Origin of the sequence: Brevibacillus sp. NRRL NRS-603, from assembly GCF_003013445.1 — a bacterium.
In the GTDB taxonomy this organism is placed as follows: domain Bacteria; phylum Bacillota; class Bacilli; order Brevibacillales; family Brevibacillaceae; genus Brevibacillus; species Brevibacillus formosus.
Genome location: NZ_PXZN01000016.1, coordinates 88,508 through 110,921 on the forward strand (window position 1 = coordinate 88,508; position 22,414 = coordinate 110,921).

A 22,414-nucleotide genomic window follows, 5' to 3' on the forward strand; every position below is an offset into this window, starting at 1 on the left:
TCGATTTGTGGAAGGGGTTGTCTCTTATATGAAGAAGCAAGTACACAGCATCGAAGTCAGAAATGCTGCTCTCGCACGTTTGGCAGAACGCGGAGTGACGGTGGAGGATATCGCAGAGATCGTCTATCTCATGCAGTCGCCTTACCATCCAGATCTCACGATGGCGCAGTGCATCGAGAGCGTAAAAGCAGTCTTGGAAAAAAGGGAAATGCAGCACGCCATCCTGGTTGGCGTTGAGTTGGATACGTTAGCAGAGAAGGGCCTCTTGTCTGAGCCGCTTCAATCCATTATCGCGTCAGATGAAGGACTGTTCGGATGCGACGAAACATTGGCGCTAGGCTCCGTATTTGGATATGGAAGTATCGCGGTTACCACCTTTGGACATTTGGATAAACACAAGGTTGGCGTGATTAAAAGGCTGGATACTAAATCGGCAGAGGGACGTGTTCACACGTTTTTGGACGACCTCGTGGCGAGTGTGGCAGCCAATGCCTCTAGCCGCATGGCGCATCGGATGAGAGATGAGCAGGAGGCGGAGTTGGCACGAAGTGAGGCGTTGAAGCTACAGGAAGCGGAGCTGCGTGTCGAGGAGAAAGGGAAAGGGACGGAGCAGGCGGGGTAGGTTCGGTTTGCGATGAGGGAGTTTGCTTCGATCGTTACCTAATTATCTTGTTTGTTGTTGTAACCTTTATTGGATCACCTTACGTCTGGCAGGAGCCAATTCTTCACCGGTGCAGCTCATATGCTTGATGCAGTCATGTATGAAGTGATGCCATCATGCAGGTAATCTCTTGCTTTGTAGGGCGATGTGGGCAGCAGCGGTGGGGAATGGCTTTTTACAAGGTGAAAACAAGCCCGATTTCACTGGGTTTCTTAGTGTTCTTTTGGTACGAGTGAAAATTTTTACAAGAAATTATTCATTTCCTCTTGAAATCCATTTTACGATGCTGTATAGTAATAAATGTGATCGACGTCCGATACGATTCGGGCCCTTAGCTCAGTTGGTCAGAGCGGTCGGCTCATAACCGATTGGTCGTAGGTTCGAGTCCTACAGGGCCCACCATTTAAACGATCACACACATATCCCATGATCCGGTAGCTCAGTTGGGAGAGCACCATCTTGACAGGGTGGGGGTCGCTGGTTCGAACCCAGTCCGGATCACCATACATAACAAGCTAGAAACCTTGGTATATCAAGGTTTTTTCTTTTTGTTGATGGATAGATGGATTGGGTAAAACAGCGAAAAAGCCCTCCTGGTCAAGATTTGGTCAAGAATCATTTTGTGGTCAATGGTGGTCAATCAACGTTGCTGAAGCTGTTTTTGAGCGTAAAAATAGACCGTTCTTCTATTGAAGAAGATACGGTCTATTTTGCGTTGTCCATCTTGTTTAAATTACTATCTGCTTCGCCGAATAGCATCTTCCCAAATTGCTTTGCTGTTTCCTCCTGCATGCTTGGGAGCAGGTGACTGTATGTGTCCAGCGTAATGCGAGTATCCGCATGCCCCAACCTCTCTGCAACGATTTTCGGGTTTGCTCCTTGTTTCAACAAAAGTGTTGCGTGGGTGTGACGGAGATCATGGAATCGGATTTTGGGCACATTTGCTTTCGAGATAGCTGAATTATATGCGCGGCGTATGTTACCTGCATTAGTAGGCGTACCTTGTTCACTACATACGACTAAATCCAGATCAGTATATATTACAGGGCCCATCGCCAGCTTTTCTTTAGATATCTTGACCTTGTGCTTTTTTAGTTCAGCAATTGTTTCGTAAGGCAGGTTAATGGTTCTTGTTCCGGCTTTTGTTTTGGTGTAGGGTAACATTTCTTTTCCATCGTGACTGAGTATTTGTGTTACCCGTAACAAGCCATTTTCAAAATCGACATCCTTCCATCGCAGTGCAAGAATTTCGCCTTGCCTCATTCCTGTTGTAATAGCGAGAAGAAAAGCAATGTAGTACCTGCTTCCTTTCGCATGTTCAAGGAAGGTTAGTACCTCTGGGACATCCCAAACCATTATTTCTTTCTTAGTTGCTTTTGGCCTGTCAACTAAAGATGCAGGATTTTTAGCGATTAACCCCCAGCGTTCCGCTTGCTTCAATGATGCTTTAATTAGCGTATAGACTTTTTGAATATTTTCATCAGATAAGCTTTTTTCTTTAGTTAACTGAGTCAACAGCTTTTGTATTACCATGGCATCTAGCTTTGACAATTCAATGCTACCTAAATATGGGGTAATGTGCTTGCTAACGATCCAAGTGTAAGTTTCAAGAGTTTGTCTTTTTACTCTGGTTTGGCTATCATCCAGCCAGCGTTCCATGTATTCTTTGAAGAGAATCTTTGATGGCTCAACATATGTCCCTTGATTGATAGAATGTTCTAATTCATTCATAGCTTTTTGTGCCTCTTGTTTCGTTTTAAATCCGCGCTTTTTGATCTGCTTAGGTTTTCCGTTGTCTTTTTTTCCGACGGTCAATACAAAGTACCAGCTAGATCCATCCTTTTTTACTGTTCTTCCTGCCATTTCCGGAAACCTCCTTAAAAATTCGATGTCATTCATGAAAAAATGGTGGGCTTCAAGAGCTCACCATTGGTCAATCACTCAAAAACGACCACCCCCTTTCAATGCCAAAACATTCATAAAGGCTAGCTTGTTGACCCTTTCAGCCAAGCCATGAATATACTCTTTGATACCATAATTCTTCGCCCTGCCCTGGCGACATGAAATTGGCCGGAATTAACAAGTTCATATGCTTGACGGCGTCCAATTCCCAATATCTCCTGAATGTCTGCTACGCTTAGTACTGAGGGAAAGTCTTTTATTTTCTTCTTCTGTGAAATCATTGTTTATTCTCCCTTCTGTTTTGTATTTGGCATTTTGGCGGGCTTTCTACGCTTTTTTGTTATAGGAATAGACTCTTGTATAGTCGATTCTTGTTGAGAGAATAAAGACTTAGTATTTTCCTCGTTCAAGCTCTCACTTGATAACAAACGGTCGGTGTATCTCTCAGCAAATTGATAAATCTTGCTCATCTGGCTATCGTAAACGGCTTTTGGAACCCAACCAATATAAAGAGGGTTGTTATGGCGAAGCTCAATTTGCGTCTTTACCTTTTCAAACGGAGACATAATTGTTGATGAAGGGATGAGCTCCGGCGACAAAAGCATTTCCAAGTTAGTAATACTGTTTTCGATATCGGTAGTTAATACCGTGTACTGCTCTGTTGTTAACTTAACACGGGTACGTCGTTCGTACATTGATCGCCTATCAGCGTTACTTGCTTGAATATCAACGCTGACGATACATGTAAAATCCGTTTCACGAAATGGGTTTGACCCTTCCGCATTAAAAGTGAAATCCTCCAACGGTTCAGGCTCCAAGTTAATTGTCGTTCCAACTAATATCGTTCTATAGCCATCCAAATAAAAGTCATCGAAAAAAATGTCCATACTCACAGAAAAGTCTAATGATAAAGCACGAAGTACTTTTGATGGACAATCTTTGGTTTCGCCTCGTTCTATTGCTGATAATGCTGGTGGAGAAATTATACCAATTCTAAGAGCGACATTTTTTGATGTAAAACGTTCTCCGAAATGTGAATACAGTAATTCTCTTATTATACGTATTCGTGGGCCTAGATCATTGCTAGCCAGTAATTGAAACTGTTGCTCGGTTAAGACAAAAGGCGTAAGCATTATTGTTTCCTCCTGTATGTTTTTGTACGCTTATTGTACCCTTTGATAAACTTGAATTCAATAATAAAAATAAAATTTTAAACTTGATATTAAGTTTTAAACAATGGTATTCTTTCACCAAAGAGAAATGAAAGGGGTGGGTGTATGTTAGTGCTTTAGTACTTCAAATGAGTTAATCGTTGATTTCACACTAATAGGTGTAAAAGTGTACGTTTAACAGGACAGGAGGATGTGAAAACCTTGATAGATACTGTAAAGTTCGATGTTCCGTTAAATTTTAAAAAGCTCAAAATCCAAAGTGTTTCTTGGACATCCAGAGAAATTCGAGCACAGAACAGCATCACTTACTACAAACTGTTCAACAAGAACGACGCTTCTATCCCACGTATTACATACGTTGAGAAAGGAGACACAGGTGAAGGATGGCTAAAGGTTGAGGTTTCAGTTCCGCGCTTTCTCTATGGCAGTAATGTATATGAGGTAACGCCCGCTGACATCAAGCTGTTTTTCAAGAAACTCCGCCGTTTCTTGGTCAACACATTAGGGCTGCCGTTATCTCAAATCCCTCTGATGGATCAATGTGAGGTGGAGAAACTACATCTTTGCAAGAACTTCAAGGTAGGCAGTAAGCTACATGACTATCTACGAGTACTGTCTAGCATTCAACTTACTGGATATAAACTGTCGCCTTATCACGCCGCCGGTTGTCGCCACAACGAAAGTGTTGTCTGGAAGAGAGGTAAAAGCGTGATCAAGTACTACGATAAGAAAGCCGAGATCATGCAAAATAAAAGCTATCATCATAAAGAACAGCTTCTCAAACAAGCAGATGGAGTTCTCAGATTTGAGGTTGAGCTGGCCCCACATGAAATGAAAAAGCAGAGTCCACAACGCATGGCAGGAGAACTGTTAAATTCAAAATTCATCACTAATGTCATAAAACAGAAACTATCCCTCATTGGTGTTGACAAGCCGGTTAAAGCGTCTGCATTTGATAGTATGATAAATCACATCAATCAACATGTCGGGGATACTCGTACGAAAAGCTCCTTAATTGCATTTCTTACACAGCTTCAATATGAAGGAGAAGGGTATTGCAAGGAAATGTATTCCCGAAGTGCTTACAATAGCAATTACAACAAACTAAAGTCGTTATTTAGTATCGACAAGGTCGTATTCAGCGACATTGATTTGCCTGCGTTGAAGCTCGTAATTAGGGAAAGAAAGAAAAAAGACTGTCACCAGCCTCGATTGAGAAGGATGGGACAGTCGACAAAATAATCTCCTGATTTAAGTATACCACTCGAAAAAGTATTGAAACAACGGAATATAATAGTGGTAAAGAATAAGGGAGCTAGAAACGGCTCCCTTATTACTCAATATACTTATAGCCAATCTCTTTCTTTAAAGCTTAGGTAGTCTGTACCTGTCATTACGATTACATCTAAAATAGAAATGCCCATAATATCACCCGCATCCGAAATCTGCCTCGCCAAGTTAATCTGCTCTTGAGATGGATTGTTATCACCCGGACTGTGGATGTGAACCAAAATACCTGATGCACACGTATGGATGATTAGATGACGGAAAACAGTACGCCGATAGGCGGTGAAACACTGCATCGTTTCTTTGGTTATTAGCTCGGTTGTCGTGATTATATTCTTTGTGTTAAGTCCGAACAAATAGGTTCCTTGGTCTTTGTTTAAGTCAATGTTGTCCATGCAATATTGAACGATATCTCTCGGGAGACGAACAGTATATTGCTGTCGTCTCTGCGGTACGGCAAGTAGGTCAGCTAGATTTAAGGTCGCCCGTAATTGTTTCATTGTAGAAGAGGAAATGCATGTGATACGCATAATGTCATCATCGGAAAGGGTAGTAAGCTGTTGAGGATGCGTAACCTGCATCATCAGTGCTTCCAAGGTATCAACAAGCTGGGCTTCTTTCAGGATGTGTTGATGTGGCGGTTTGATCGTTAAATTTTGCTTTCTCATGGTAAGTACCTCCAGTACCTTATAGATAGCCTTGTTCGTCCAAGGAGAAATATCTCTCAAAGCCAATCACTATGTGGTCAACGACCCGAATACCCAAAATCTCTCCAGACTGTTGTAGTCTTCTAGTTATTTCGATATCCTCTCTGGAAGGAGTGCAGTCTCCAGATGGATGGTTGTGAACAAAGATTACTGAATCTGCATTCTTCTTTAATACCGGACGAAATACCTCGCGTGGATGGATGATTGCCGCATCCAGAGATCCAATTGCAACCACTTCCGAGAAGAGAATATGCATCTTGTTACTCAAGCCGATTACGACAAAATGTTCCTTGGGAAGATACTGTAGCTCTATCTTGAGATGATGAAAAACATCAACTGCAGATCGGACAACAGATGGACGAGACATTCTTGTGAAGATGGTACGAGCCAACTCTAGGGCTAATATGATTTGTTGTGCTTTAACTGTGCCTATGCCTGATATAGACTTCAGTTCTTCTTCAGTGGCATCCAGGAGATCATGCAGTGTGGGGAAGCGGGAGATTAATTCACTGATGACTTTGCTCTTTGGCTTCGTGCGAATGATCTGGGCTAGAACTTCCGATAGAGTTGATTGGGCCAAGTATTTATCCGTCATACATTACCTCCAGAAAAATGAATAAGGAGGGCAGTAGACCCTCCTTGTGTTAGTGAAAAGAACGCGATAAACTACAATCAAAGGTTTGTATCTTGGGTGTGATCCTCTAGGGTCACGCCTCTTTTTTGTTGTTCCACCTGGTTAAGCTCCATTTCAACGAGAACGAGTCGGGCCAGAGTATGTGCGTATAGCCGTCCCCAATCAGGGCTCATCCGCTTGATTCCTCTCAAATGGCGTAAGGCCGCCAACAGCCAGGTTCGTTGCTGGTGCAATTCCACTTTCCTACACATTGATCTTCACCTCCTTTCATAGCTGAAAATAAAAATGACTCCTCTGCATGTAGTTGCAGAAGAGTCATTATCTGTGTTTTCGCCTTTTCATTTGCCGCTTAAACTGCTTGGGGTAGTACTTCTCGAAATACCTGATCACGTATTGGCGTGCGATATCACCATCTATCTTCCAGAAGCGGATGATATAGGAATGCAGGACATGTCCAGCCATACGAATATCATCGTTGCGTACCAAGCGATTCAACAACACCACGAGATCGTCTGTCAGCATCAATTTATTCTGTTGCATGTGGATCAACCCTTTCCTTGTTGAATGCTGTCTCCACTGATCGCAGAACATCGATCATATCGATCTGGATTTGCAGAGACTTGATTTGACTACGAACCTGTTCTAGATTGCGTGAGTTGATTGGGTGGCCGGTGTGGCTATTTCGAAGCATTTTTTCGCGAATGAGTAAATCGGCAAGCTTCAGGTTCAAAGTTATTACCAACTCTCTCATGGGTACATCACCTCCTTTCGTCGTCATGTACTCCCATAGCTGGCGTTGTTCAGTGACAATGGCCACACAAATAAACCCGCTTTAAAGAAAGCAGGCGACGATCATAACGATATTTTTGATTCATGGATGAGTAGGGAAGCACTTCCTCTTCCGAGATTCACGATTGAGGACGAACGGCAGCCCGTAGCTCATAATGCATGTACCATCCATCTTCAAATCTCTGGCAATCTTTTACTAATCGATATAACAACTGAGTGATGAGGGAATCGGGCCAAAGTAACCTTCAGTTACCATTTCCTCCGCGACTTCGGACAAATTATCCACGTCGAAATACACACTGTACTCACAACGCTCCAACAGCCGCACAACCTCCTCCGCGTTGTCCACGTATTCAGAGAGGGCAATAACACCCCTGCTATCAGAGCGGGCGAGGACAGTGGTTGCTTCGTTGATCGCATGTATATCGTCATACTCGCCAGTATGAAATGGTGCTTCGTATCGTGAATCGTGTATTTTTCATCCTACCCCATTATCACCTGTAACCGTTCCTCCAGTTCCTCACGACTCTTCGACAGTGTCAGCCACTCACCAACCAGTTTCCCTTCGTTGTACTTTGCCAAATTGGCTACATAGCGCTTTACATCCATGTTCCCTCCACCGTGCAAGATTTTTTAATGTGATAAGACATGACAATCAGGACTGTGTAATCAGGGCAATCTTTCTAAATAAAAATATCTCCATTATCTGAATCACCTCCTTTGAGTGATGGAATCCTCTCACCTCCATTTTCACTAGCGTAACGCGACAACCAAAAAAGGACTGCAACCTACTGAAGAGCAGTAGATCACAGTCCATATGAAACCGGGTAGGGCATGAAACGGCAGGCCCCCCTTTAGTAATTGAAAGGGGGATCTGAGAGAAAAAATATACACTTTTTTGGGCTGAATAAGGAATTTACGTTTAATTTTTTGCGGTATCGACAGTCCTGATAAACTCTTTGGTAACTTGGTGAATAAACTTTACTTCTTGAGTTTGTCTCTCCATCAGCAATGATCTAATGACTTCAATAATCATACGTTTGTCATCTATCCCTGGATTGATATCAAGATTCTGAAAGTTGAACAACTCACCTGGCATCACATCTAGTGCGATAATGATCTTCTCTAAGGAGGCCAAGGAAATATTTCTTTCCCCACGTTCTACATCACTGATATAACTAAAACTCAGATCCGAGCGTTCTGCTAAAGACTCTTGGGTTAAACCTCTTGCCTTTCGAATATACCTGATTTGTTCCCCAACCAACTTTAAGAAATCGGACATTCCCCTCACCTCTACCTACAAGAGTAGAGAAGGCAAGTAAGTATTCTTATACCATCATAGTAGATGTAATTGTTACATTTAACCTTATAAGGGTAGTATAATTGCTTTGAAGTACCAATCTAATCCATGTTAAACATTGGGAGGCTTATTTTATGGGCTTTGAAGCAATTAATGGTGTGAAATTACTCATTGCTACTAGTTTTCTGGTATGCATAGTGTTGTTTGTATTTATTACGATATTTGGAGTGATATCAAAGAAGCGTGCTCTTGAAAGAAAATTGTCAAAGGCTGTTTCGATAATAGGACTAGCGTTATTCGCTTTGTTCTTTCTTATAAAATACGTAGGTTTTTAGGTTGTAAACATTGAGAGGAGGGATTCGATGCAAAACATTATTAGAACAATAGATACGGCAGAAGCTTTCAAAATAAAAATAAAACTTCTGCAGGACGAACTGGCGAAAAGAAATCAGAATTACGAAAGCTAGAAGATGTTGGTGTCTTTACATCCGCTGGAGGCGGGCTGATAAAGTTTTTTGGTGTTATTGCAAGATCACATGCTGAATCAGCACGAATTACTGGACTTGGAGATAAAGGCAATAAGCTAGCTTTCTCTTCATCAAGGGACACAATTAGACTTTGACACTAAGGAATGTCCAATGTGCGCAGAGGCTGTGAAAGTGAAAGCAAAGATTTGTCGTTTTTGCAATTACTAGCTTGCGGACTAAGGATATGAAAATTATGAAATGAGGGAGTGGCATAATTGATTTCGAATCAGCAGCCAATATATTTAACGCTGCTAAAGTAGTTGGTGGAATAGCCGGGATTATTTTTATCGTATCAATCATCATGTTATTCAAGAAAACCCTAAGAAAGCGAGCACTCCTTATGCTGATAATTAGTTTCCTGGTCAGCGTGTTAGCTACATGGATTCAAGATGAGCTTAAACGATTGTGATTAGATTCGAAATCTTAATACAAATGGGGAAACGATATGGCCATAAAGAGAACTATTCTAATGCTTGTTATTATATTGATTATTCTTGGCATGGGAGTCTGGATTTTACCGAAGAATACGATACTTGCATCGGCGGCACAGGAAGGTAACCTAGGGACTGTAAATCTCATGCTCACTCTAGGTGCAAAACCAAACACCAATAGTGGGAATCTTACCCCTTTGAATTATGCAGTCAGACAGGGGCATGTTGATGTTGTAAAACGATTATTGCAAGCAGGAGCAAATCCCAATCTCAAGGGGAGCATTGGTGATGTTACGAGCCGAGCATTTTTTACTCCACTTGAGGATGTTATTAACTATCAACCCCAAAACATGGAAATGCTTGAGCTTCTCTTACAGGCGGGGGCAAATCCTAATGATTATTTTACCCTTGATCATGCGGTTGAAAATGAAAATGTAGAAGCGATTAAGCTTCTTTTGAATGCAGGTGCAGATAAAGCTCAAATCATTCAGTTTGCCGAATTCTATAGAAAACCGCAAATCGTAGCTTTATGTAATGGACACGTAAATCCCGTAGCTCCATCAAATCAAACACAAGTAGTAAACCAGTCTCAACCAGCAGAGAAGGAACTAAAATACTCGGCACAGTTGATCACGGCGGCAGAAACAGGGGATCTGAAAAAGGTAATGCAACTGATTAAAGAAGGATATGATCCCAACTCACAGGACAAAAATAGTGGGATTACACCTCTTACCCAAGCCGCGCTCTTTGGCCATGTTGATGTAGTGAAGTATCTATTACAGCATGGAGCAAATCCAAACCAGAAAGACGAGTATAATGGCACCGCTCTGGATGCGGCAATTCATAATGAACCAACTTTGAAAAAGAACGAAAAGCAAATTACAGAACTGGTAAATGACTTGATAAAAGCAGGTGCAGATGTAAATAACGTTTCAGGAGGCCCAGAAGCAACTTTGACCACTCCTTTATTGGATGCCACTGTCAACAGTAATTCAGGAGTTGTTGCAACGCTTTTAAATGCCGGGGCTAAGCCAGATGTACTAAACGAAAACAAACAGACACCACTCTGGTACGGAGCATACATAGGCAATGTGGAAATTGTTCAACTGTTGCTAGACGCTGGAGCAAATGGAAATCTTGCGGATGTAAACGGTAGAAAGCCGATTGATATTGCGCGGGAAAAACAGAACATTGAAGTGTTTAAATTGTTAAGTACAGGCGGGAAAGCATTGAATCCTGGAACAAACCAGGAGATTAAAAGTAAAGACGAACTGAATTCTGATCTACTTAGCGCAACTAAAAAGGGGGACGCAGAAGGGGTGAGGAGGGCCCTTGATATGGGTGCAGACCCAAATTATGTTTATGATAATAGCACCATTTTGTTTATTGCAGTAGAGAGTAATCAGCCAGACATCGTAAAGCTGTTACTTGATGCAGGTGCAGATTATACCTACGGAACACAGCAGGCAACACCACTTTTCGTTGCAGAACTGAATAACAACCAGCAGATTGTGAAGCTATTACGTGATGCGGGAGCAACTGATTGAGTTACGAGGTATGGTTCTAATAGGGCCATGCCTTTTAGTTTGAGAAGCCCAGTGTTACAAAATAAGTAAATTCTCGGTATATACAGAGTCATTAATGCGAAACAAAATAATTAACGTAAAATCAGTCTATAAAATGCATACCGAAGTGAATAAGACGCGGAGCCAGTTGAAAAAATTTAAATGCCATTCTAAATTAGCCCATAACAGTTGTTTAACATAAAAGGATCGATTTGACTTTGCAATACAGTTGGAATATTTCTGTTTTTGTATATTGCTTAGTTCTACGATATTTTGTGTTAATAACAATTAAATAATGTAGTGGTTTCAAGTATCACTTGCTACATATAGATGAGGTGTGTATTAAAAGGCCTTAGTGAGGTGAGATATATAATTTTACAAAAGTTATGCTTGTACATAGCGACATCAAACTTAGCAGGCTGATTGACTACATATTATGCCACTATAATGAAAAACGTTGATTACTATAGGATGTATTTTCATTGCTTTAATAAGAATATTTTTCGGCTCTCATTAAAGCTTTCAAAACTATTTTCACTAGTTGATATTAATTAATGAAATATTTGAATCTCAAGCATCTTCATTATTTTTGTAGTAATTAATACTTTTTAGCATTGTGACTTCATAACATATTTTAATCAGTGAGCTGCTCGGCTTTATGTAGTAAAATAAAACAACAGAACGAAGTGCTTAATGATTATATGAAAGCGGGATATTATGATTAACAATGTACTAGTGCAAAGCGAAAAAAAAGCATCTAAGAGAGATTCAGGGCTAGACTCTGAATTCATACCTTTCAATCCTTTTCTGGATATTTATTCTAAAAGTATTTTTATTTGTATAGCAAAAGAAACGATAGAAAAATTCGGAGATCAAAGGGTTAGTTTTATTGATGAAAAGATTAATCAATATAAATCTGTAACAAATTCAAATGATATTGAGGGCATTAAGCTATTGTCAGCATTGAGTATACTAAGAGACCTGATTTCTCAAGGGTGGAGAATGTCATATAAAAATGAAGAACTTCTACTTGCCCCGCCAAAGTCATTAAGGGGAGAAAGTAAAGAATATCTAAGACAGCAACTACGCCATGAAAGAAATTCTCAGTTCTCTGTAGCAAGTGTTAAACAATTTATATTGAGAATGGAGAAAGTTAAAAAATATCAGGGAAATGAGTTGAGTATTTTAAATCTAGTTGGAGATACCCAATTATTGGTAAGGAAGACTGAGGAAATTCAAGGTGCCACAAATGAAAGCCAGCGATTTGAGTTAGCTCGTGAAGCAGTCAAGCCTTATATTCAGCTTGTTGATAGCTCGGCTTGTCCCTATACAGGATATAAGTTGATGGATATATGGAGATATTTTCGATACACATGGTCTATACCTTATAAATCAACTCCGGGAAGAAACTTATTTTACTTAATAAGAGATGCAGCTCAACCATCCCATCCAGTTATGGGTATTGCAGCATTAGGTAACTGCGTATTGCAGTTGACCCATCGTGACAACTACATTGGTTGGACAACAGAATCAATAAAATTTTCCTTAAAAAAGAAGGTTAAAACTGAAAAATACGAAGAACAGCTAAAGGGGCATAAAGGATTAAAAAGGGCAGTTGAAAAAAGCACTGAATTGGAATCTGAAGAAGAATATATTGCTAGAATTCAAAATGACAGTAGTAAGATACTTCGCTTGTTAAGATTTTTTTTAGAAGAGGCAATAAATGATATTCGTCATGACGATCTTTTAACGACTGATGAAATTAATGCTCCAAGTATAGAAGTTATCCAAAGATTAATAAATATAGCTGAGGCTCTTAAGGATCAACAATTAAATAATAAAAGATCTTCTGGTAAAATAGATTGGAAGGAAGAATCTTCCTCGCCGCTGTTTAAAAAGAAGAGAGCAACTGAATTAGCAAAATTAATAGAAGCCAAGCTTACCTTTAACAAAGTTATTGAAGAAGAAATTGACGATTTAAGTTCACTAAAAAAGCTTCTAACTACTGATAAAGCGAAAGCAATTAACGTTGCGCTACAAGCAAATAGAAAAAGGAAAATCGGTTCGAATCTTATGGAGGTTATTGTTTGTGGAGCAGTACCCCCATACAATGAAATACTATCTGGTAAATTGGTTAGTTTACTAATTTGTAGTCCAACTGTTATCAAGGATTACAATGAGAGGTATACATCTCAGATCAGTGAAATTGCCTCTAGAATGAAAGGAGAAAAAGTAATTCGAGATTCAAGACTTGCATTTTTAGGTACAACTAGTTTGTACCATATGGGAAGTAGCCAATATAACCGAATTAAGGTTCCTGTCAAAGACGATTGCTTCTTGGAATATAAAAAGTTGGGAGAGACTGAAGGATTTGGTTCGGTTTTTTTCTCACAAGAATCAACCAGATATATTAGTCAAATGGTGCAGATTATTGATGGTGGTAGAAAAATTAATAATGTATTTGGAGAAGGTACAAGCCCGAGGTTACGACTAATTAGATCAGGACTATCTGCTTTAGGGATTTCCTCTGATACCTTCTTGAAGCATCACACTAAAAGAATTGTTTATGGCATAGAACTTGCCTCGAATGCACGTCAATTTCTCAATGGCGAAACTGATAAATTAAACTACTATTTTCCTATAGAAAATGATGTAGAAAAAAATACGGATGACCTTATTGATTATTGGAGAAGACGTTGGTTCTTGAATAGAATTGATAATGTAGATTTAATACAAAGATTTCAACATTTCGACAGAAACTCTATCTTATTAAGTAATTACCTTTAGGGCTGGTGCTAAACATGAAATTTGATTTGGACTTTATTGCGAAGCTATATAATAACAGAAATAGCTACGCTGATGTGTTTTCAAATGATGAGCTAGAAGCACTTCATGTTGAATCGGGTATTGAGCCTCTACTTAGGAAGTATATAGAACAAAAGAAGCAAATCTTCTTGACGGGTAATCCTGGTGATGGGAAGACACATTTAATTAAATCCTTAAGAGATATACTTGAACATCATGAGGCGTTTATTGAACCGGATGCAAACAGTATAAAGGATGAAGAAGAATTTTTAGGTAAACTAGAATCAGCTATCAAAGCTGGTAAGCCCTGCATCATTGCTATTAATGAGTTTCCATTGCTGTCCATACTAGAGTCCTTAGGTGAAAGATTGCCGGGCTTCCACCAAATATCCGCTCAGCGCGAAAAGGGTATCATTTATAACAAAAGTGCTGAGTATCCAATCAGAGAAGTTGTGGTTATTGATTTAAATAATCGAAACTTGTTATCAATAAATATGGCTCAAAGAACATTGGAGAAGTTATTAGAAATAAGCAGAGCGTGTGGAAACTGTTCTTGTCCTTCTAAACAGAACTTAGTTAAATTGAAACATCCTATCGTTCAGGAAAGGCTACTAGCCTTAATAGAAAAGATAGGGAGCATCGGTATGCACGTCGTTATGCGAGATCTCCTCGGATTTTTTGCTTATGTTATTACCGGGGGGAAAAAATGTATAGTTAAAGAGAAGGAGGAGTACAATGACAACCAATATTTTAATTTAGTATTTAGTGGTTTTAATCAATTATTTTCATCATTATCGGTATTCGATCCGTATCATTATACACATCCTGAGATCGATGAGAGCCTCTGGAATGGCACACTAAGAGAAGGATGGTTATTTGAAAATCAATATGAAGCCCCAGAAAATACAGATGATCCGATAGAGGCATTTAAGGCATTAAAAAGAAAGTTTTACTTTGAGAACGAAAGAGGGGGCGAACTTCTAGACTTATTACCTGTTGAATATAAAGCCTATTATGAGGTTCTAAAGGATGGATATGATAGGGATTATGAAATGATCAGACGAATAATATCAGGTATAAACAAATTTTTTAATCCTGATGACCATGAAGATGATAAACTTAAAATTTGGACTACACATAAATACGAACTGCGTACTTACCCTAAGGTTGCTGTGTCAAGCAAATATGCTTACTCTAATCAAATCGAGCTGCTTGTTCCAAAGCTACCTTCTTATTTAAAAGATATGGAATATGTCCCTGATCATTTTTTGCTCCGCATTTTTAAAAATAAGGATAATTCTAGATATGTTGAATTAAGAATTGACTTAAGCTTGTATCGTGTTCTTACTCTTGTTCAAAGTGGATACCCCTCTCAGCTTGTTCCTGAGCAACATCAATTCAAATTACTTCGCTTTATGAAAGAACTGTCATCCTTAGATGCTAACGTAAGATCCAATGATTTTATTATCAGAGACATGGATAATCGATCCTCTTATAAAGTAAAGGTTAATGATGCACAATTCATATCAAAACGGGGTTAGAATTCATGAAAAATAGACTTAAAGAGTATGGAAACCAGGTTTGTAATGAATATATAAAATACAAGCCAACCTCTTCATCAGTTAAACCAGTTCATGTTGCAAACGGCTTATTCAGATTAATTTCTGGAGAAAGCTATACTGTTGAAGCTTTAAATGATTGGGTTATAAGATGGAAGGAAGGGAAAGAAGTTTGCTCTGCAAGCGAGATTAGAGAGAAATACAGTGAAGCGTTCGATGAAAGCAGTTTCGATGATGATGAAATAAATAAGCTAAGACATTTTTTGAATATCATTTTTAATGCAGATAACGCGGCGTATCCAAGTGCAAATAATACTGTTCTTACTATTAGCTCTAAAACACAGGTGCGTGGTTCAGTTCCAGGGGAAGCTAGCATAAATAATTTTTTATTTACGATTCTTTTAGCGGAAGTAGATGGACAGTCTTCTCCGTGTATCAAGCTAATCAAAGATGCTTTGGATAATGAGAACGATGACTTAAGTAGAATTGCTTCACCGCTAACCAGCTTTGCAAAAAAGAAAAGCGTTGAGATACAGAAAACATTGAATGTCTATAAACTGGTAGGAGTAGAAGCTAGAATTAGAAGATCTTTTGATAAATTGGCTGAAAACTCTAAGATATCGGGTAACAAGTTATTGACACTAGAAAGATTTATTCTATTTGGTTGCTTTGCGATAATAAATCACCTCTCCTCAAGGATACTTGATTTATCAAACGAGTACACCTCAAATGACCGTGTCCCAATGGTTTTTGATGCAGATGGTTCTTTGGATGCTGTGAGGTTCGCGAGTGAAGAGACCTTGTTGATTGCCAAACTTATGATAGAAGAGTTTTTTGAGAAGGGGCTTGAAGAGGTTCTTAAGAAAGAGCACTATGATAGGTTCTCTCATGAGCAAATGATAACCAGAATTGATCAACTTCGTATGGAAGATAGTTCAAATAAAACTACCAGCAGGCTAGAAGAGGATGAAAAGCGAAAGAGCTATAAAGCATTGTATCTTGGTTATTACGAGCAATATAAGAACCCCTTTAAAGCGATTATAAAAGCAACTAGGTTTAAATTGTTTGCTGAAGAATATGCAACTGACCCAAGTGGTTTTATAACAAGTCTTGGTGGGAGGATAGCATTATTAGCCCCTAGAGCACAAGGACGTGGTAGAAAAAGATATTCTCCAGATCCATTAATGCTCGAGATTATTCTTCATACAATCCTAGATTCGGATAAAAAGCTAACTTTAAGTCAATTTGGCAATGAGCTTTGGGATAGATATGGGATAATAATTGGGGCAAACCCAGAGACGGATTTTGATATTCTTACGCAGTGGAAGGTAAGTCCTATTACGCCTGGAGATCTTGCGGGGGAACTCGCTAAAAATGCAGAAAAAATTGCAGATATTTTAATTTCAATGGGTTATGGAAAACGGTTTGCAGACGGTGTTACTGTAATTTCCTTACGGAGGTAATTCTATGTCTTCTCAAATTGTACTTTCAGATATACTCGCTTCAATAATTTCAAAAAAAGTATTAAATGATAGTTATGGTATCCTTCTCAAGGATTTACCCAGATATTCGTACACTCATTTCTTACATTTTCTTGAATTGAGGGTTCGTGAGTATGGTTTAACGCAGCCAAATGTTTTTTTTGTTGGCTTTTCGAATGAAGAGCTTAATAAACTTCGCCAAGAAATAGCTAATCAATTTTGCACAATTCCACTTCATTACTCTGTTGAGGAAGCTGAGGACTTTAGAAATAATGGTGACATTGCTGGAACGCGTATCGTTATTGTCAAAAGATCGGTACCGAAATTATCCTCCCTTCATTGGTACGAAATAATTACAGCAGAAGCAATTTATAAAGAACTATGTGTAACTGCTGAGAAGCATCTTGGTGGTATAAATGAATCATTAAAAAGCATGTGGAAGGCACTTAATTCTAAAAAGATAATGGAAATAATCTCATTAGAAAGGCTTATTGATTACTATCAGCAACTCACTTTAAATGATGAAAATATTCCAAAGGATTCTGTAGAACAACTGTATAGATTAGGAATACTAGTTGATGATAGTTTGTTTGTAAAAAGTCAAGTTGAAAATATAAGGAAGAGATTGATTGATAATTCGAGATTAGTTTCACGAATAAGTAATCTTAATAATAATAAAGAAGATATGAAGGCACTACAATCTAATCCCGATTCCGATAAATATCATTTAACTCGAGCTAGCATCTTGAGATTTTATAGCACAAGGGATATTTCTGTTCTTGGTCAAATGAAGTATCACGAGGTACTTGAGTTATTGTCAAAGGTGAAAAAGGATCAAGCAAAGAAAAAAATTCCCAAAGATAAGTCGATTATTGATGATATCGATTTTGATCCCAATACTAATAAGAGTAATGTCGGTTCTCCCGAAGCAAAAGCAGTTGATCTAATTCTTGAGCACGAGACTGAAAAAATTAAGGGGTTATTAAAGGAAATAGAACAGAAATATAGTGAGTGGGAAAAAGGAAAGCGGAGTAAGGTAAATGTAGAAAATGAAGAAGAGAGCACGAAGATTGAATTCATACCTGAAATATATAGTTTAGTTGAAACCTTTGTTGGTGAAAATGCTTATGGTGGGATTATAAAGGCCAATGTGAAAAATCCTACTGACGCCTTACGTTCCCTTGAGCAATTCAAGGTTCAAGTTTTTACTAATGACTATATAGATGAGATCAAAGAAATTTTACAGCACTTTGAATTAGAATTCAATGAGGCTAAAGGCTTATTAGATTACTTTAATACTTTTTTGAATATAAGAGCCTCGCTTTTATCAGCCGCTCATCGACTTGCCGATTGCCCAATGCTTAAGATAGTTGAAACTGAAGCTACATTAATTGACTGTATTTCATATATGGACAATTATGCAAGGATTCTTAAAAAAGTTAAAGAGCATTATGGGATATTTGCATCTTTTAGTCCAAGAGGCTCCAAGCAGTTAGTTGCCAGATTAAACTCCATTGATATGATCTACATTATTGGAGAAGATACTGTACACGCTACAATGACTCCCTTGTATCCACTCTATCTATGGAAGTATGTTGAGTTAACTGCTAGATTAAGAGAATCCTCTTCAAGCTTAAATGAGATTGATAAAGATTTTCTTGTACGTAAATCAGAGGAAATACCTAATCCGTTACCAACAATTTTTGTCAGTAATTTCATTTCAAATAAAGGAGACACTGTTATTCCGGAAGTCAGTTTGCTAGGGAAATTGCCTCTTTATTCTAGTGAGCAACAGGTTAATCAGGCAACGGATGGACTTCAAGTAATAGAAAACTCACTAACAAAGTTCATGAAGGTATATCCGCATAGTTCTTTTGGAGTTAGGGTTGCATTTGTAAATCCGCCAAGTGTAAAGCATGTATTAGATATGTACAAAAAAATGCTTCAAAATAAGGATATTAATCTTCAGGGTGCTCACATCCATATTTACAAAACTAAAGAGACGCCAGAAAATTGGGCTAGCTTTGATGAAGTCGATGATATAATACATAAAAAATTTGCCCTATCTAATGATCCCAATTTCTCTGTAAAAATTGATATCTCTGTCGTAAGCTTTAAGAACTTGGTGGATTCCATTAAAAGTACTCATTTTCATGCGGTGGTTATTTTTGATCCTTGCGGCAAATCAGTATCAAATATGAGAAGGAATCCTTTATTAAAAATTCATCCGTTATGCATTCCAAAAGTATTTGAGTATGATCCTATTGCTGATCGAGTTGAAATATTACCAGCTTCTGACGGCAATATTTTTTCAGATCACCATGACTTAATTGCAAGGTTAAATGATAAGCCTCAAGGATGGCACCATACAGTAGTTTTAGAATTAGAAACTAATAAACAGGAGTTTGATAAACTTCTGAATGCAACTCATTGGCTGATAATTGCAGATGAAAGTCTTAAGAACCTCGAGTTAAGTGTAATAGGCTCTGAAAAGTGCATATATTATCAATCGAAAGCCTTCCGTGATGTTGGGATATACTCAAATGATTGGACGAAACTAACAAAAGGAATGGAAAATTCAATTCGCTCGATAGGTAACTATGATCCTAAGGAAAAATGTGTTGCTAATGTATTGAGAACTATACAGGGCTTGAATGAAAAAGGTGTCTTACAACTTGCTTCTTCATCAATTGAGAAAACATTCAACTTAAATCATACAAAAGGAGCACTTGGAACAGCAATCTCGGCAATATGGGCAAAGCAAACCATAAAAAATCATATTCTTGTGAGTTTGGATACTGATTTATCCCAAAACTGGCTCGATGAACGTGAAAATGGAGCTTTCTCAGATTTGGTAGGTATCAGCTTTGACGAGCATCAAGTCACGATTGATATAATTGAAGTGAAAACCTATGATGGAGCATATCATATTAATCAAAATGAGATTAGTGGTAAGGCTGTCGAGCAATTAATTTCTGTAAGGCAAGTAATTCAGGAGATATTTTCTGAGAGGGATAAAATAACAAGTACATCACGCAGAGAATTGTTAAGATACCAGGTCTTTAGAGCCTTTTATCAGCTTCCACTCTCTAAAGCCGATAAAAAAGAATGGACATATCAGCTCAACCGACTGTTCGCCGGAGAAGTTCCAGTAGTATTAAACTCATATATTCATCATGTTAGATTTAGTGAGCAAGGCATGACTACAAATAGTCAATTTGACTCCGATTATAAGGTGAATCTCGTAGAAATTCGTGATGATTTTATTGATCGAGTTCTTGTAAATTGCTCGGAAATACAATTTGAAAGTACCTTTGAATCTATAAGCTTTAAGAGTACTGGTTCAGAGCAGCAAAGTGATTGTAAATCGTGCGGATTGAATGAAGATAATGAAGAAGAAAAAAGCCGATCAGTCGATGTAACGTTAACTGATGCTGTTGAAGAAATTGGAAATAATAATTTTAATAGAATTAAGGAACAAGCAAAGTCAACCAAAGGTATAAATATTGATGACAATTTATCCACTAGTAGCGATTTTGATCAAAATGTGACTGAGAAAAATGCAACAGCAAAAATAACGGAAGTTGTAGAAATGACAGCAGGGGCACTCTTTCGAGCTCTGAGAGACTATTCCATTGATGTTTCAGCAGTAGATCCCGAGTTAGCCCTTGTCGCATCAAGGTTTATAAGATTTAGGGTGAGATTGCGTCCAGGAGAGACTCTGCAGAAGCTCTTGAGATATCGTTCTGATATAAGTAGAGAAATTGAAGCTGATTCCGACATTTTGGTAGGGAATGAACGTGGTACACAGTTTGTCTTTGTAGATGTTCCTCGGAAGAGTAGTGATTCAATTAAGCTTCTAGAGTATATAGGTAAGATTTCAGATAATCACCCAGTAGGAAATCTAAACGTCGTTATTGGACAGGATCCAAGTGGGGAATTTAAGATGTTGAATATTGCCCAAGCTCCTCATCTTTTAACTGCTGGATCAACAGGTTCTGGGAAGACTATTTTCTTGTATAGCCTGATTGTTAGCTTAGTATCCCAATATTCTCATGAGCAATTAGAGTTTGTTATAATTGATCCTAAGCAGACCGATTTCATTTATTTCGAGGGTCTCCCTCACCTTCGTAATGGAGAAGTTATATTAGAGGCCGAAAAAGCTGTTGAGGTACTTACTGATTTAACCGAAAATGAATTGGAAAAAAGAACAGAATTGCTAAGACAATCAAGAAGTAGGGATCTATTTAGCTATAATCAAAAGAATCCTCATGCTCCACTAAAGCCAATTGTAGTTATAATTGATGAATATGCTGATCTTGTTCAGGTTGCGGATTTGGAGGGGAGAAAAAAGGATTTCGAGAGACAAATGATCCGATTGGCACAACGCTCACGAAATGTTGGAATACATCTAGTGGTTGCGACCCAAAGACCAAGTGCTGATATTGTTACCTCGAATTTAAAAACTAATATCCCATGTCGAATTTCATTTAGATTACCTGCTCATCAAGATTCCATGACAATTTTAGATTCGCCGGGAGCGGAAGATTTGTTAGGAAGAGGCGATATGCTCTTCTCATTAAACGGTGAAATGACAAGGCTGCAAGGGCTTTTTATCAGTGAAGAGGATCTTGAAGGCTTCCTGAAAAAATACATGTAGCTTGTAATGCCGTCAGGATGTAATTTATCCTTGACGGCGTTTTTAATAAAAATCAAGGAGAAACGCTTTGAATTACGATGAAGAATTAGTTGAAGGTATTTTTATTGAAGAAAGTAAAAACCGATTCTTATGTACGGTCAAAATAAATGGTGTGCCATGTGAATGCTACGTACCTAGCTCTTCGCGAATTGAAAACTACTTAAAATTAAAGAATAAAGTGGTACTCTTAACTATTAACAAGGCAGGAAAACGAACCAAGTATTCTCTTTTTGCAGTTCAATATTATAATGGCTACATTCTATTAAATCTAAACTTAGTGAATAGGATAGTAGAGTCTTTGATTAGTCATAATATGCTCAAACAATTGAATGGGTTCTCTATTCAAAGAGAGCAGGTTGTTGATAGTTATAAAACTGATTTACTCCTTACTAATCGGTACAATGAAAAAATCATTGTTGAGGTTAAAGGGATAATTTCTTCAAAAAAAGAAGCGAATTTTCCGAGCGTTTTTTCAGAAAGAGCAATATCTCAACTTATCCTGATCAAAGATATGCTTCTAAAAGGCTATAAAATATTTTATTTAATTGTGTCACTTAGTCCTGTCGTAAACAAAATTAAATTGGATGATAAATATTCGGAGTACACTTCTCTACTGAAAGAATGTATTAGCTTAGGCATGAACTTACTTGCCTTTTCTTTGAAATTTGAAGATAACACTATTAAATACAATGGAAGGATTAAAATTAATCAATAGTTTTAATATTATTCGGGAAAATTGGCTGTAAACTATTATTCTTATTTCTTGATTGATTCAACATCAACTTTTGTCACTAAAAGAACAATAGAACATAGGCTACAGATAAGAAGAGCATTGACTATAATCGAGCTAACTGAGAGGACATTGATAGTAAAAATAGAGGTTTAAATACACCGT

General features: G+C 38.2%; 19 protein-coding genes and 2 tRNA genes. 11 read left to right on the top strand and 10 right to left on the bottom strand.

Going from position 1 to position 22,414, the window contains the following annotated elements; all coding sequences use genetic code 11:
* Nucleotides 1-28: 28 nt before the first annotated feature.
* From C7R94_RS15860 to C7R94_RS15870, 3 genes are all read left to right on the top strand, one after another.
* A complete protein-coding gene (locus C7R94_RS15860) occupies nt 29-622 on the top strand; it encodes a phosphatidylglycerophosphatase A family protein (RefSeq protein ID WP_106783218.1) in 594 nt (197 codons plus the stop codon).
* A gap of 364 nt (nt 623-986) precedes the next feature.
* A tRNA-Ile gene (locus C7R94_RS15865) sits at nt 987-1,063 on the top strand.
* Nucleotides 1,064-1,089: 26 nt separating this feature from the next.
* A tRNA-Val gene (locus C7R94_RS15870) sits at nt 1,090-1,165 on the top strand.
* A gap of 201 nt (nt 1,166-1,366) precedes the next feature.
* Here the strand turns inward: C7R94_RS15870 and C7R94_RS15875 are convergent.
* The 3 genes from C7R94_RS15875 to C7R94_RS15885 form a co-directional block, all read right to left on the bottom strand.
* A complete protein-coding gene (locus C7R94_RS15875; protein WP_106782699.1) occupies nt 1,367-2,524 on the bottom strand; it encodes a site-specific integrase in 1,158 nt (385 codons plus the stop codon).
* Nucleotides 2,525-2,646: 122 nt separating this feature from the next.
* Nucleotides 2,647-2,844, bottom strand: coding sequence for a helix-turn-helix domain-containing protein (locus tag C7R94_RS15880; protein WP_106782701.1), 198 nt, complete (start codon nt 2,842-2,844; stop codon nt 2,647-2,649).
* Between the two features lie 3 nt (nt 2,845-2,847).
* Complete coding sequence (locus C7R94_RS15885) at nt 2,848-3,696, bottom strand: helix-turn-helix domain-containing protein (RefSeq protein WP_106782704.1); 849 nt, start codon at nt 3,694-3,696, stop codon at nt 2,848-2,850.
* 240 nt (nt 3,697-3,936) lie between these two features.
* On the opposite strand from C7R94_RS15885, the gene C7R94_RS15890 reads away from it, so the two are divergent.
* On the top strand, nt 3,937-4,977 hold the full coding sequence (locus C7R94_RS15890) for a phage/plasmid replication domain-containing protein (RefSeq protein ID WP_106782707.1): 1,041 nt from the start codon (nt 3,937-3,939) through the stop codon (nt 4,975-4,977).
* 104 nt (nt 4,978-5,081) lie between these two features.
* Here the strand turns inward: C7R94_RS15890 and C7R94_RS15895 are convergent, their stop codons facing one another.
* The 7 genes from C7R94_RS15895 to C7R94_RS15925 form a co-directional block, all read right to left on the bottom strand.
* On the bottom strand, nt 5,082-5,690 hold the full coding sequence (locus tag C7R94_RS15895; protein ID WP_106782709.1) for a JAB domain-containing protein: 609 nt from the start codon (nt 5,688-5,690) through the stop codon (nt 5,082-5,084).
* Nucleotides 5,691-5,709: 19 nt separating this feature from the next.
* A complete protein-coding gene (radC, locus tag C7R94_RS15900) occupies nt 5,710-6,324 on the bottom strand; it encodes a RadC family protein (RefSeq protein ID WP_106782713.1) in 615 nt (204 codons plus the stop codon).
* 77 nt (nt 6,325-6,401) lie between these two features.
* Entirely contained in the window at nt 6,402-6,614 is a 213-nt protein-coding gene (locus tag C7R94_RS15905) for a hypothetical protein (protein ID WP_106782715.1), read from the bottom strand.
* A gap of 67 nt (nt 6,615-6,681) precedes the next feature.
* Nucleotides 6,682-6,903, bottom strand: a complete 222-nt coding sequence (locus C7R94_RS15910; RefSeq protein ID WP_106782717.1) for a hypothetical protein — start codon at nt 6,901-6,903, stop codon at nt 6,682-6,684.
* On the bottom strand, nt 6,890-7,114 hold the full coding sequence (locus tag C7R94_RS15915; protein ID WP_106782719.1) for a hypothetical protein: 225 nt from the start codon (nt 7,112-7,114) through the stop codon (nt 6,890-6,892). The genes C7R94_RS15910 and C7R94_RS15915 overlap by 14 nt, the downstream gene beginning before the upstream one ends.
* 521 nt (nt 7,115-7,635) lie before the next feature.
* A complete protein-coding gene (locus tag C7R94_RS15920) occupies nt 7,636-7,761 on the bottom strand; it encodes an antirestriction protein ArdA (RefSeq protein ID WP_106782721.1) in 126 nt (41 codons plus the stop codon).
* A 313-nt stretch (nt 7,762-8,074) separates the two neighbouring features.
* Entirely contained in the window at nt 8,075-8,434 is a 360-nt protein-coding gene (locus tag C7R94_RS15925) for a helix-turn-helix domain-containing protein (RefSeq protein WP_106782723.1), read from the bottom strand.
* Between the two features lie 152 nt (nt 8,435-8,586).
* On the opposite strand from C7R94_RS15925, the gene C7R94_RS15930 reads away from it, so the two are divergent.
* The 7 genes from C7R94_RS15930 to C7R94_RS15960 all read left to right on the top strand — a co-directional run bounded on the left by C7R94_RS15930 (nt 8,587) and on the right by C7R94_RS15960 (nt 22,234).
* Nucleotides 8,587-8,787, top strand: a complete 201-nt coding sequence (locus tag C7R94_RS15930) for a hypothetical protein (protein WP_106782725.1) — start codon at nt 8,587-8,589, stop codon at nt 8,785-8,787.
* 661 nt (nt 8,788-9,448) lie between these two features.
* Nucleotides 9,449-10,957 (top strand): ankyrin repeat domain-containing protein, encoded by a 1,509-nt coding sequence (locus C7R94_RS15935; protein ID WP_158264685.1) that lies wholly within the window; start codon nt 9,449-9,451, stop codon nt 10,955-10,957.
* Nucleotides 10,958-11,692: 735 nt separating this feature from the next.
* Nucleotides 11,693-13,762 carry a Druantia anti-phage system protein DruA gene (locus C7R94_RS15940; protein ID WP_106782730.1) on the top strand — a complete coding sequence of 690 codons (2,070 nt, stop codon included), beginning with the start codon at nt 11,693-11,695 and terminating at the stop codon, nt 13,760-13,762.
* A 14-nt stretch (nt 13,763-13,776) separates the two neighbouring features.
* Nucleotides 13,777-15,321, top strand: coding sequence for a P-loop NTPase family protein (locus C7R94_RS15945; protein WP_106782732.1), 1,545 nt, complete (start codon nt 13,777-13,779; stop codon nt 15,319-15,321).
* 5 nt (nt 15,322-15,326) lie between these two features.
* Nucleotides 15,327-16,802 (top strand): hypothetical protein, encoded by a 1,476-nt coding sequence (locus C7R94_RS15950; RefSeq protein WP_106782735.1) that lies wholly within the window; start codon nt 15,327-15,329, stop codon nt 16,800-16,802.
* 4 nt (nt 16,803-16,806) lie between these two features.
* Nucleotides 16,807-21,480, top strand: a complete 4,674-nt coding sequence (locus C7R94_RS15955; RefSeq protein WP_106782737.1) for an FtsK/SpoIIIE domain-containing protein — start codon at nt 16,807-16,809, stop codon at nt 21,478-21,480.
* 67 nt (nt 21,481-21,547) lie between these two features.
* Nucleotides 21,548-22,234 carry a DNA/RNA nuclease SfsA gene (locus C7R94_RS15960; protein ID WP_106782740.1) on the top strand — a complete coding sequence of 229 codons (687 nt, stop codon included), beginning with the start codon at nt 21,548-21,550 and terminating at the stop codon, nt 22,232-22,234.
* Nucleotides 22,235-22,414 lie beyond the last annotated feature (180 nt).

Coding starts and splice junctions, on each gene's coding strand:
- C7R94_RS15895 (WP_106782709.1), bottom strand. CDS start 5,690: ATGAGAAAGCAAAATTTAACGATCAAACCGCCACATCAACACATCCTG.
- C7R94_RS15915 (WP_106782719.1), bottom strand. CDS start 7,114: ATGAGAGAGTTGGTAATAACTTTGAACCTGAAGCTTGCCGATTTACTC.
- C7R94_RS15935 (WP_158264685.1), top strand. CDS start 9,449: ATGCTTGTTATTATATTGATTATTCTTGGCATGGGAGTCTGGATTTTA.
- C7R94_RS15930 (WP_106782725.1), top strand. CDS start 8,587: ATGGGCTTTGAAGCAATTAATGGTGTGAAATTACTCATTGCTACTAGT.
- C7R94_RS15955 (WP_106782737.1), top strand. CDS start 16,807: ATGTCTTCTCAAATTGTACTTTCAGATATACTCGCTTCAATAATTTCA.
- C7R94_RS15885 (WP_106782704.1), bottom strand. CDS start 3,696: ATGCTTACGCCTTTTGTCTTAACCGAGCAACAGTTTCAATTACTGGCT.
- C7R94_RS15940 (WP_106782730.1), top strand. CDS start 11,693: ATGATTAACAATGTACTAGTGCAAAGCGAAAAAAAAGCATCTAAGAGA.
- C7R94_RS15880 (WP_106782701.1), bottom strand. CDS start 2,844: ATGATTTCACAGAAGAAGAAAATAAAAGACTTTCCCTCAGTACTAAGC.
- C7R94_RS15945 (WP_106782732.1), top strand. CDS start 13,777: ATGAAATTTGATTTGGACTTTATTGCGAAGCTATATAATAACAGAAAT.
- C7R94_RS15910 (WP_106782717.1), bottom strand. CDS start 6,903: ATGCAACAGAATAAATTGATGCTGACAGACGATCTCGTGGTGTTGTTG.
- radC (WP_106782713.1), bottom strand. CDS start 6,324: ATGACGGATAAATACTTGGCCCAATCAACTCTATCGGAAGTTCTAGCC.
- C7R94_RS15920 (WP_106782721.1), bottom strand. CDS start 7,761: ATGGATGTAAAGCGCTATGTAGCCAATTTGGCAAAGTACAACGAAGGG.
- C7R94_RS15875 (WP_106782699.1), bottom strand. CDS start 2,524: ATGGCAGGAAGAACAGTAAAAAAGGATGGATCTAGCTGGTACTTTGTA.
- C7R94_RS15925 (WP_106782723.1), bottom strand. CDS start 8,434: ATGTCCGATTTCTTAAAGTTGGTTGGGGAACAAATCAGGTATATTCGA.
- C7R94_RS15950 (WP_106782735.1), top strand. CDS start 15,327: ATGAAAAATAGACTTAAAGAGTATGGAAACCAGGTTTGTAATGAATAT.
- C7R94_RS15905 (WP_106782715.1), bottom strand. CDS start 6,614: ATGTGTAGGAAAGTGGAATTGCACCAGCAACGAACCTGGCTGTTGGCG.
- C7R94_RS15860 (WP_106783218.1), top strand. CDS start 29: ATGAAGAAGCAAGTACACAGCATCGAAGTCAGAAATGCTGCTCTCGCA.